This window comes from Roseomonas nitratireducens (assembly GCF_017813355.1).
GTDB lineage: Bacteria > Pseudomonadota > Alphaproteobacteria > Acetobacterales > Acetobacteraceae > Neoroseomonas > Neoroseomonas nitratireducens.
The window spans coordinates 26,128-36,864 of the sequence record NZ_JAGIYZ010000032.1; the positions used below are offsets into that span (position 1 = coordinate 26,128).

The window sequence follows — 10,737 nt, forward strand, 5'->3', positions numbered from 1 at the left end:
CGCGCCGGCCCTGACCGGACATGGACGCCACCCCTTCCACCGGTCTCGCGAGCGAGGTTCCGCCGGACGGCGCGCCCGCGGGCCGCGGCCGGCGTCCGGGTCCGCGCCTGACGGCACTGGTCGTCGCGGCCTTCCTGCTGCCGGCGGCGATCCTCGGCGTCGCCGCCTGGATCACATGGACGGCGATCCGCGACGAGGCGGAACGCGAACTGACGCATGCCGCCGAGATGCTCGCGGATTATTCCCACCGCGTCATCGATGGCCATGCCCGGATCGCCCGGCGGATCGCCGAAAGCCTCGGCGATGCCGACGAGGCCGCGATCCGCGCCGCCGAGCGCGAACTGCAGGACCGGATCGCGCGCTTCGTCGCCGACCTGCCGCTGGTGCGCGGCGCGCTCGTGCTCGGCGCCGATGGCGCGGTCGTGCTGCGCAGCGGCGCCGCGCTGGCCCCGCCGCGCCTCCTCGCGGCGATGCCGAGCGGCGCCAAGAGCGTTCTCGTCTCCGCCGCCTATGTCGAGGATGGTGCGGGCCTCGCGATCGCGATCGGCAGCGCGCGGCCGACCGGCGGGGGGGCCGTCGCCATCGTGCTCGATGTCGACCGCCTGGCGCGCGGGCTCGCCCGCAGCCGCGGCCTGCCGCGCGAATCCGTCGCCCTCGTGCGGCAGGACGGCCAGATCCTCGCGCGCGATCCCGCCTTCGCGGCACCGCTTCCGCCGCTGGGGCGGGAACGGCCCGTGATGCAGGCCTTCGCCGCCGGGGTGGAGCGCAGCCGGCAGCGCGGCGTGCGCCCGGCGGACGACGTGCCGGTCGAGAGCGCCTTCCACCGGATAGACGGCATGCCCGGGCTCGCCGCCGTCGTCGCCCGTCCGCGCGACATCCTCGTCGAGACCTGGCGGCGACGCCTGCTGCCGCTCGTCGCCGTCGGCCTGCCGGCCATGGTGGGCCTCGTCGCGCTCGCCCTGCTCGTGCGCCGGAAGCAGACGGTGCTCGAGGATGCGCTCGCCGGGCTCGAGCAGCGCGTCGCCGAGCGCACCGTCTCCCTGCGGGAAGGGGAGGAGAGGCTGCGGCTCGCCGTCGAGGCCGGCCGGATCGGCACCTGGGAGACGGAGATCGCGACGCGCATCACGATGCGTTCGGCCCGCGCGCGGGAGATCTTCGGCCTGGATCCGGAGGCCGACGCGACCCCGCTCGAGGATTGGGGCGCGCGCATCCATCCGGCCGACCGCGCCCGGGTTCTCGACAGGTTCGAGCAGGTCGCCGCCGGGCGGCTCTCGGCCTATGCCGAATCCTACCGCTTCCTGCGCCCCGACGGGACGTGGCGCTGGCTCGAGAGCACGGCCGCGGTGGTGCGCCGGGACGCGGCGACCGGCCGTCCGCTGCGCCTGGCCGGCACCGTGCAGGACATGACCGAGCGTCGGGAGGCGGAGGACCGCCGCGACCTGCTGACGCAAGAAGTCAACCACCGCGCGCGCAACACGCTGGCCATCGTGCAGGCCATCCTGCGCCTGACGCTGGCGCCGACGCCGGGCGAGTACGCGCGGCTCGTCGAGGGCCGCGTGGCCGCGCTGGCGCGCGCGCAGTCGCTGCTCGCGGCGGAACGCTGGACCGGGGCACCCTTCCTGACCCTGCTGACCGACGAGATCGCGCCCTTCGGCAGCACCGACCCCGGGCCGGATGGCCGCTTCCGGATCAACGGGCCCGAGTTCCGCGTGCGGGCCGAGGCGGTGCAGCCCCTCGGCATGGTGTTCCACGAGCTGGCGACGAACGCGGTCAAGCATGGCGCGCTGTCGGTGCGGGAAGGGCGCGTCGGCGTCACCTGGCGGATCGACGAGGCGGCCGGCCTGCTCATGATCCGCTGGGCGGAGGAAGGCGGGCCCTCGCCCGGCTTCCCGAAGCATCGCGGCGTCGGTTCCCGCGTCATCGAGGCGACGGTGACGGGGCAGCTGGGCGGCACGGTGGAACGGCGCTGGCCGGCAGAAGGCCTGGTCTGCGACATCGCCCTGCCGCTCGCCCGCACCCGGGCGGGGCTGGCCTGACACCTGGCCGGTCGGGCCGGCCATCAGCCGCCGGACTCGTGCGCGGCCGCCCCGGCGACCCCGCCGGCGCTATTCGGCCGCGACGGCGGCCTGGGTGGCGGCGAAGCGGGGCGCCACCTCCTCCATGAACAGGCGGATCGAGCGCGCGGTGGCGTCGGCCGTCATCGGGCCGAGGCGGAAGGAGCAGATCACGCCGCCGACGCCGGTCGCCTCGACCTCCGCCAGCCGCGCCGCCACGGTGGCGGGGGATCCGGCGAACAGGGCGAGGTCCGGGTTCACCCGCGCGGGCGGGGCCGTCTCCTTCTTCATGATGATGCCCTGTTCGGCGTAGATGCGTTCGCGCAGCTTCTTGCGGTGCTCCTGCATCGCCTCGAAGGCGGGGATGCCGATGCGGCGCGCTTCCTCATCCGTCTCGGCCACCACCACGTTCCGCCAGACCCAGGATTCGTCCATGCAGCGGGCGATGTGCGCGGCGTCGAAGCCGGCCTCGGCCATCGTCGCGCGATACAGGCCGAGCCGCTTCGCGGTGATCTCGTTCGATTGCACGTTCATCAGGAAGGGCAGGCCGCGGCGGGCGAGGTGCAGCGCGCCATCCTCGGACGATGCCGCGCGGATCACGTAGGGATGCGGCCTGGTGTAGGGCGTGGGGCGCAGGCGCGGGACGTTCAGCGTCCAGAAGCGGCCTTCGTGGCGGAAGCCCTCGGGGCTCGTCCAGGCCTTGAGCATGATGCCCTCGGCTTCCTCGTAGCGCTCCAGCGCTTCCTCATGGTCGATGCCGTAGCCCTGGTATTCGTAGACGTTGTAGGCGGTGCCGCGGCCGAGGCCGACGATGACGCGCCCCTTGCCCAAGTTGTCGAGCAGCGACATCTGCTCGGCCAGCCGCGTCGGGTGGTGCAGCGAGACCTGCGCCACCGCGAAGCCCACCTTGATGCGCTTCGTCGCGGCCAGCACCGCGGCGGCGAAGGTGACCGGATCCACATAGGCGCAATTGCCGTCGAAATGATGCTCGGCCAGCCACAGCACTTCCACGCCCAGCTCGTCGCAGAGCTTCGCCTCGGCCACGCAGTCGGCGATCACGTCGGCGTCGCGATCGGGGTCGCGGCTCTCGGGGAAGAGGAAATTGCTGAAGCGCAGCATCCGGACTTCTCCGCTGGGACCGGCGGAGCCTAGCCGAACGCGGGCTTCGCGCAACCGCGCCGTTGCGCCGCCGGGCCTTCGCGATGCTAGGCTCGGCAGGCCACGGGCCGGAGAGACCGAGCGTGACGACGCGCCGCACCCTGCTTGCCGCCGGCGGCCTCGCGCTGCCCGCCATCGCCGCCCGCGCGCAGGACCGGCCCGTCCAGCTGTATGTCGGCTTCGCGCCGGGCGGGAACATCGACCTCGCCGCGCGCATGGCCGCGCCCTTCCTGGAACGGCATCTCGGCGGCGGGACGCAGATCATCACCGTGAACAAGCCCGGCGCGGGCGGGATGCTGATGCTGAACGAGGTGGCCGCGGCGCCCGCCGACGGGCGGCACGTGGCGCTCGTCCCCTTCCCCGCGCTGGTGACCGCGCTGTACGACAACACCCCGCGCTACCGCACCGACAGCTTCGCCTATGCCGGGCTGCTGACGGACGAGCCCTACACGGTGTTCGTCGGCAACGGCACGCCGTTCCGGTCGCTGCGCGACCTGGTGGAGGCCGCGCGCGCGCAGCCGGAGGCGATCAACATGGCCGGCGCGGGCGTGGGCAGCGCGCCGCATCTGGCGCTGATAGCGATCGAGCGTGCCTCCGGCGCGCGCTTCACCTGGGTGCCGACGCAGGGGGCAGGACAGGCGCTGCAACTGGTCCATGGCGGGCATGTGGCGGGGTCGATCTCGACCGTCAGCCTGACGGTGCGCGGCCACATCCAGGGCGCGCATCGCGTCGTCGCCATCATGGAGCGCGAGCGCTGGGACAAGGCGCCCGACCTGCCCACGGGCATCGAGCAGGGCGTGGATGTCGCGGCCGGGTCGGCGCGCGGCTTCGCCCTGCCGGCGGCCACACCCGCAGCGATCGTCGCGCGCTGGGAGGAAGCGATCCGCCGCACCGCGGCCGATCCGGAGTTCCGCGCCATGGCGGAACGCGACTTCCTGATCGTGCGCCACATGGACCGCGCGACGATGACGCGCTTCGTCGAGGAGCAGGCGCGTGCCTATGGCGAGGTGTGGCGGTCCAGCCCCTGGCGGCGGTGAGCCTGCGCGTCAGCGGAACATCCCGCCGCCATCCACGTCCACCACCGTGCCGTTCACGTAGTGCCCGCGCGGGGAGGCGAGGAAGACGGCGAGGTCGGCGATCTCGGCGGCCTCGATCGGGCGGCCGAAGGGCAGGCCGGTCAGCGTTTCCGCCCAGCGTTCCTCGTCGCCGAACTTCAGCTTCGCGTTGGTGCGCGCCTGGGTGAGCATGCGGTCGGTCTTGGTCACCGCCGGGTTGATGCCGACGACCTTCACGCCCGAGGCCTGCGCCGCCGCCCCGATCGCGCTGGTGAAGGCGATCAGCGCCGCGTTGCCCGCGCCGCCGCAGATGTAGCCCGCGCGCGGCGCCCGGCCCGCCATGCCGATGATGTTGACGATGGCGCCCGATTTCCGTGCCTCCATCGCCGGCAGGTAGAGCTGGCACATGTGGACGTAGCCGATGACCTTGAGGTCCCAAGCCTGCTTCCAGCGCGCGATCGGGATGTCCTGCAGCCGCCCGGAAGGGATGGCGCCGGCGTTGTTCACCAGGATGTCGATGTCCGGGAATGCCGCGCGCAGGCGCTCGCGCTCATCCTCGCGCGAGAGGTCGGCGGCGAGCGTCTCGACGCGCACCTGCGCCTTCGCGCGCACCGTGTCGGCGGCGGCGGCAAGGGCCGCGCCGTCGCGGGCGGACAGCACGATGTCGCAGCCTTCCGCCGCGAAGGCCTCCGCGCAGGCGAGCCCGATGCCCTTCGATCCGCCGGTGACCAGCACGCGCTTGCCGTTCAGCTGCATGTCCATCTCGTCGCTTCTCCACCGTCGGGCCGGGCGGCCCCGCGTTCTGGTTTCCAAAGGCCTTTCGGCCTTTGGCAGGGTGAGGTCCGGAGAGGGACGGCGTCCCTCTCCGGGACGCTGTCAGATCACCAGTTCGATGAGGAACGGCCCCGGCCGCGCGAAGGACTGCGCCATCAGGTCCCCCACCTGGTCGAGTGTCGTCGCCTGCGCCGCCTCGACCCCCATCGCCTCGGCCATCTTCACCCAGCCGATGTCGGGATTGCCGAGGTCGAGCATGTTCATCGCCGTCGGCCCCGGATTGGCGCCGACGTTCTGATATTCGCCGAGCAGGATCTGGTACTTGCGGTTGGACAGGATGACGGTCGTCACCGGCAGCCGCTCGCGCGCCTGGGTCCAGAGCGCCTGCACCGTGTACATCGCGCTGCCATCGGCCTGCAGGTTGATCACCCGCCGCCCGCCGCCGCCGACCGCGGCGCCGGTGGCGAGCGGCAGGCCGCAGCCGATCGCCCCACCCGTGATGTGCAGCCAGTCGTGCTTCGGCGCGGCGAAGGTCTCGCTGTAGAAGCCGCGGCCGAAGGAGACGCTCTCGTCGGCGATGATGGCCTCCTCGGGCATCAGCGCCGCCACGGTGCGCGCCAGCCCTTCGGGCGTCGGGCCGCCGCGCGCGCGTTCGGGCCGCGCGCCGACATCGGGCATCGGGATCGCCGGCGCGCCGAGTTCCTCGCACAGCGCGCGCAGCGCCGCTTCCGCGTCCTGCTCGAAGCGCGTCAGCACATGCACCTCGGCGGTCTCGGGGTAGTGGCGGGACGGCTTGCCGGGATAGGCGAAGAAGCCGACGGGCGCCTTCGCGTTCACCAGCACCACGTGCTCGACCCACTTCAGCGCGTTGATCGCGACATCGGCCGGGTAGGGCACGCGTTCCAGCGGCAAGCGCCCCTGGCCGCGGGCGACGCGGCCGTTCGAGCCTTCGGCCAGCAGCCGGTGCCCGGTCGCCTGCGCGGCGCGCCAGGCGAAGGCCTGCGCGCCCTCGCGCAGCGCCTTGCCGCCGAGCAGGATGAGCACGTTCTTCTTCTCCCGCAGCACGCGCGCGACGTTGCGCACGGCGTGCGGGTCGGCCGGCTGCGCCGCGGGCACGGGCAGCGGGGCGGCCACGACGCCGCCTTCGTCCCAGCAGGTGTCCGACGGCAGGATCATGGTCGCGATCTGGCCGGGGGAGGTGCGGGCGGCCTGGACGGCGGCGGCCGCGTCCGCGCCGACATCCGTCGCCCTGGTCGAGGTCCGCATCCAGTGGGAGACGCCGCGCGCCCAGCCTTCCGTGTCGGCGGTCAGCGGCGCGTCGAAGGGGCGGTGGTAGGTCGCCTGGTCGCCCACGCAGTTGACGATGCCCGACCGCGCGCGCCGCGCATTGTGCAGGTTGGCCAACCCGTTCGCGAGGCCGGGGCCGCAATGCAGCAGGGTCGCGGCCGGCTTCTCCGTCATGCGCCAGTAGCCGTCGGCCATGCCGGTGACGACGTTCTCCTGCAGGCCGAGCACGCATTTCATGCCGGGGATGCGGTCGAGTGCGGCGACGAAGTGCATCTCGCTCGTGCCGGGGTTGGCGAAGCACACCTCCACGCCACAACCGAGAAGTGTATGGACCAGGCTTTCCGCACCGTTCACCGGGCAACTCCCTATCGCGAGGACGGCGCAGCCTGCGCGGGCGCGGCGCGGCCGGCAAGGTGGGGGGGTTGCAACCCTGTCACGGCGCCGCAATGCTGCCGCAGAAACAAAGGAAATCTTGCGTCGGCAGCACCCTGGGGGGGCGTGCGCCGCCGCCAGGGGAGACTTTTCGGCCGATGATGCCGCGTCTTGCGACCGCGTTCTTCGCGACGGGCTTCGCTGCCCTGCTCTGCCAGATCGTCTGGCAGCGCATGCTCGGCATTTTCGCCGGGTCCGACACCGTCTCCGCCGCGCTGGTGGTGGGCGCCTTCCTCGCCGGGCTCGGGCTCGGCTCCATCATCGGCGCCAAGGTGGCGGACCGGCTGAGCCCCGCGCAGGCGCTGATCGGCTTCGCCCTGGCCGAGGTCGGCGTCGGGCTCTTTGCCCTGCTGTCCAAGCCCTTCCTGTATGACTGGCTGGCGATGGACATGGCCGGCGTGGTCGATGCCGCGCCGGCGATCTTCGCGCTCTGCTTCGCCGGACTGGTGCTGCCGACGACGCTGATGGGCGCCTCCCTGCCGCTGCTCGCGCGCGCCGTCGCCACCTCCTCCGAAAGGATCGCCGAGCGGATCGGCACGCTCTACGGGCTGAACACGGTCGGGGCCGGCGTCGGCGCGCTGCTCGGCGGCTGGGTCCTGGTCGGGCATCTCGGCTTCGTCGGCGCGCTGTGGCTGGCCGCCGCGCTGGAATTCGCCGCGGCCGCGCTGTCGCTGACGCTGCTGCCCCTGCTGCGCGCCGCCCCCGCGCCGGTCGCCGCCGAGGCGAAGGACCGGGCCGAAGGCCGCTACGGCGGGCTGCCGCTGTGGTGCCTTCTCGTCTTCCTGTCCGGCTACGTGATCGTCGCGCTCGAGATCGTCTGGGTGCGCATGATGGGCCAGGTCGGGCAGTACCATGCCTACCTGTTCCCCACCGTGCTCGGCATCTTCCTGCTCGCCGACGGGGCGGGCATGTGGCTCGCCGCGCGCATGGTGCGGCGGATCGAGGATCCGCGGCCGGCCTTCTTCGTCACGCAGTCGGCGGGCTTCGTGCTGGCGGTGCTGCTGCTGCTCGGCCTGTGGTACGCGCTGCCGCACTGGCCGCTCTCGGGCATCACCTCGGTGGACGAGAACCGGATGCGCGGGGATGCGCTGCTGCTGACGATCGGGCTCGCCGTGATCGTCGTGGCGCCGCCCTCCTTCCTCATCGGCATGACCTTCCCCTTCGTGCAGCGCGCGGTGCAGCGGGACCTCGCCTCGGTCGGGGCGCGCGTCGGCTGGGTGCAGTTGGCGAACATCGCGGGCAACGCGGCGGGGTCGATCGTGACCGGCCTCGTCACCTTCCACATCCTCGGCACGGCCGGCACGCTGCGACTGCTGGCTGCGCTGTCGCTGCTTCTGGTGCTGTTCTGGCTGTGGCAGGCCGGCAAGTCCGGCGCGCTGCGCCGGCGCGTGCCGGAAGCCGCGCTGGGCGCCGCCTGCGCCGTGCTGTTCGTGACGCTGCCGGGCAATGCCGCCTTCTGGACGCGCCTGCACGGCGAACGCCCCGGCCAGGTGGCCGCCTGGGCGGAGGACCGCTCCGGCGTCGCCTATTTCCGCGACGAGCGCGCCGATGACGGCCGCGCCGACGGCCCCTTCTTCATCCAGGGCTTCAGCCAGGGCCGCATCCCCTTCCTGCCGATCCACCAGTTCCTTGGCGCGGTCGGGCCGCTGCTGCATCCGAACCCGCGCGAGGTGCTCGTCATCGGCGTGGGCAGCGGCGGCACCCCCTGGGCCGCGGGCGTGCGCCCGGAAAGCCAGGTCCGCGCCATCGAGCTCGTCGGCCCGGTGCTGACCGCGCTCGAGGAAGTCGGCCGCCGGCATCCCGGCAGCCCGATGCAGCAGCTGTTCCGCGACGCGCGCTGGAACCTCGAATACGGCGACGGCCGCCGGACGCTCGCCAAGGAAGAACGCCGCTACGACATCATCGAGGCGGATGCGATCCTGCCCGAATCCTCGCATTCCGGCCTGCTCTACAGCGCCGAGTTCCTCGAGCAGGTGCGCGAGCGCCTCGCGCCCGGCGGCCTCTACATCCAATGGTCGCCGACGCAGCGCACGGCCGAGACCTTCGCCGCCATCTTCCCCCATGTCGTGCTGCTGATGCCGGTGGGCGTGCTGATCGGGTCGAACGAGCCGATCGCCTTCGATCCGGAACGCCTGACGGCAGCCTTCAACCGGCCGGAAGTGCAGGCGCATCTCGCGCGCGGCAATCCGGAGTTCCGCGACTGGTCGGCGCTCTTTGCCCAGCCGGCGCTGGTTTGGACGCCGATGACGGCGCGCACCCAGGCGCCCTTGTCGGACATCTTCCCGCGCGACGAGTTCTACCTGAACAACCCCGTCACCCCGACGCACGACTTCGCGCGCCGCCGGGCGCCGGCGCTGGCGGCAGGCGCGCCCGCCGCGCGCTGACGCGGCGCGGGCGGGCGGCACCACCCGATCGCGCTGGATCAGCGTGATCGTATGTCGTGCCGAAGCATCGATGGCATCGATGGCATCGAGGGACGGAGATCGGATCGGCCCTGTCCGGCCGATCGGAGACGCTTCTAGGCCGCGAAGGGGGAGAATTCCTGCGCGAGATCCTCGTAGATCGCGCGCTTGAAGCCGACCGCGAGCGCCGGCAGCTCGGCCAGCCGCGCCCAGCGCCAGGCGTCGAATTCGGGATGCGGGTCGAGGTCGAGGCGGATCTCCGCCTCCTCCCCCGTGAAGCGCAGCGCGAACCATTTCTGCCGCTGCCCGCGATACCGTCCGCCCAGCGCCTTGCCGATCAGCTCGGGCGGCAGGTCGTAGGTGAGCCAGCGCGGATGCTCGGCGAGGATCGTCGCCCGCGCCGTGCCGATCTCCTCCTCCAGTTCGCGGAAGACGGCGACGGCGGGGTCCTCGCCCTCATCCATCCCGCCCTGGGGCAATTGCCAGCCGCCGGGCGCGCCCTCGGCATTCGGCAGGTCGGCCCGCCGGGCGACGAGAACCAGTCCCGCCGGGTTGAACAGCACGGCGCCGACATTGGGGCGATACGGCAGGGCGGTCACGGCGCGCTCGCGGCGCGGACAGGCGCGCCTTCCTGGGCGAGGCCCTCGGGCCGGCGGATCAGCACCGAGACGGGCGCGAGCACGAGGCCCCGCGCGTCCAGCCCCGCGGCCCATGCGGCCAGCCTTTCGACCAGCACCGGCGTCGCCGCGCCGGCGAGGCCGAGGGCCGCGCCGCGGTCGCGCGCCAGGCGCTCGAGATCCTCGAGCCGCCGGTCGATCACGTCCCGCGTCCCGGCGGGTTCGTCGAGCACGATGTCGACGCTGCGGCCCCAGGCGCGGGCGGGCGCCGGCGCGCCGGGCCGCGGGTCGAGGTAGAGCAGGCCGCGCCCGCGCAGCACGTCCTGCACCTGGCCGAGCGCTTCCGGCAGCGCGGCGAAGCGTTCGCCCCGCATGGCGCCGACCGCGCCGATCGCGCCGACATAGCCCTGCGCGCGGGTCATCACCCAGTCGAGCGAGTCCATGTTCTCGTTCATCGGCCGGCCGGTCAGCAGGGCGCGCTCGCCCGGATCGTTCAGCGGGTAGCCGGTGGGCTCCATCGGGATGGAGATCAGCGTCTCCATGCCGCGTTCCCGCGCGCGGTCCGCCGCCTGGCCGGGGCGCGCGGCGTAGGGCGACAGGGCTAGCGCGACCGCCGGCGGCAGGCGGCGGATCGCTTCCTCGGTCTGCGTCGCGTTGAGGCCGATATCGGCGACGACGATGCCGATGCGCGGGCGCGTGTCGCGCCGGTCGAATTCCCGACCATAGGCGCGAATCGGCGTGCGGCCGTCGGCGCTGACGCGCGGCAGCATGCCGTGCCGGCCGCGTTCGAGCAGCGCCGGGTCGGGCGGCGGGATGGGTCGCGCCGGGCCGCGGGCCGCGACGGCGGCCGGGGCGGCCAGAGGCGGGGGCTCCGGCGCGCTCGGCGGCGGCGCGGCGGCCGTGGCTGGCGGCGCGGCCGCCACGGGCGGGGCGGGCGTGGCCGCCGCCGGTGGCGTGG

At 73.3% G+C, this 10,737-nt stretch carries 8 protein-coding genes; 3 read left to right on the forward strand and 5 right to left on the reverse strand.

All coding sequences use genetic code 11. From position 1 onward, the window contains the following. The first annotated feature begins 20 nt into the window (after positions 1-20). On the forward strand, positions 21-2,036 hold the full coding sequence (locus J5Y09_RS22100; protein ID WP_209354023.1) for a sensor histidine kinase: 2,016 nt from the start codon (positions 21-23) through the stop codon (positions 2,034-2,036). Positions 2,037-2,105: 69 nt separating this feature from the next. Here the strand turns inward: J5Y09_RS22100 and J5Y09_RS22105 are convergent, their stop codons facing one another. Further along, the gene (locus J5Y09_RS22105; protein WP_209354024.1) at positions 2,106-3,173 is read right to left on the reverse strand and encodes an LLM class flavin-dependent oxidoreductase; all 1,068 of its coding nucleotides are present in this window, start codon (positions 3,171-3,173) and stop codon (positions 2,106-2,108) included. A gap of 122 nt (positions 3,174-3,295) precedes the next feature. Here J5Y09_RS22105 and J5Y09_RS22110 point away from each other — a divergent pair, with 122 nt between their 5' ends. Continuing rightward, positions 3,296-4,249 (forward strand): Bug family tripartite tricarboxylate transporter substrate binding protein, encoded by a 954-nt coding sequence (locus tag J5Y09_RS22110; protein WP_209354025.1) that lies wholly within the window; start codon positions 3,296-3,298, stop codon positions 4,247-4,249. A 9-nt stretch (positions 4,250-4,258) separates the two neighbouring features. Here J5Y09_RS22110 and J5Y09_RS22115 read toward each other — a convergent pair whose 3' ends face one another. Both J5Y09_RS22115 and J5Y09_RS22120 read right to left on the reverse strand, forming a co-directional pair. Continuing rightward, entirely contained in the window at positions 4,259-5,029 is a 771-nt protein-coding gene (locus J5Y09_RS22115; RefSeq protein ID WP_209354026.1) for a short-chain dehydrogenase/reductase, read from the reverse strand. Positions 5,030-5,143: 114 nt separating this feature from the next. Beyond that, positions 5,144-6,682 carry an acetolactate synthase large subunit gene (locus tag J5Y09_RS22120; RefSeq protein ID WP_209354027.1) on the reverse strand — a complete coding sequence of 513 codons (1,539 nt, stop codon included), beginning with the start codon at positions 6,680-6,682 and terminating at the stop codon, positions 5,144-5,146. A gap of 176 nt (positions 6,683-6,858) precedes the next feature. On the opposite strand from J5Y09_RS22120, the gene J5Y09_RS22125 reads away from it, so the two are divergent. Next, on the forward strand, positions 6,859-9,144 hold the full coding sequence (locus J5Y09_RS22125; RefSeq protein WP_209354028.1) for a fused MFS/spermidine synthase: 2,286 nt from the start codon (positions 6,859-6,861) through the stop codon (positions 9,142-9,144). A 134-nt stretch (positions 9,145-9,278) separates the two neighbouring features. Here J5Y09_RS22125 and J5Y09_RS22130 read toward each other — a convergent pair whose 3' ends face one another. Together J5Y09_RS22130 and J5Y09_RS22135 are read right to left on the reverse strand one after the other, a co-directional pair. Further along, positions 9,279-9,761 carry an RNA pyrophosphohydrolase gene (locus J5Y09_RS22130; RefSeq protein WP_342451531.1) on the reverse strand — a complete coding sequence of 161 codons (483 nt, stop codon included), beginning with the start codon at positions 9,759-9,761 and terminating at the stop codon, positions 9,279-9,281. Then, positions 9,758-10,737: divergent polysaccharide deacetylase family protein (locus tag J5Y09_RS22135; RefSeq protein WP_209354030.1), on the reverse strand; the 980-nt coding region annotated here is incomplete at its 5' end. The genes J5Y09_RS22135 and J5Y09_RS22130, both read right to left, overlap by 4 nt.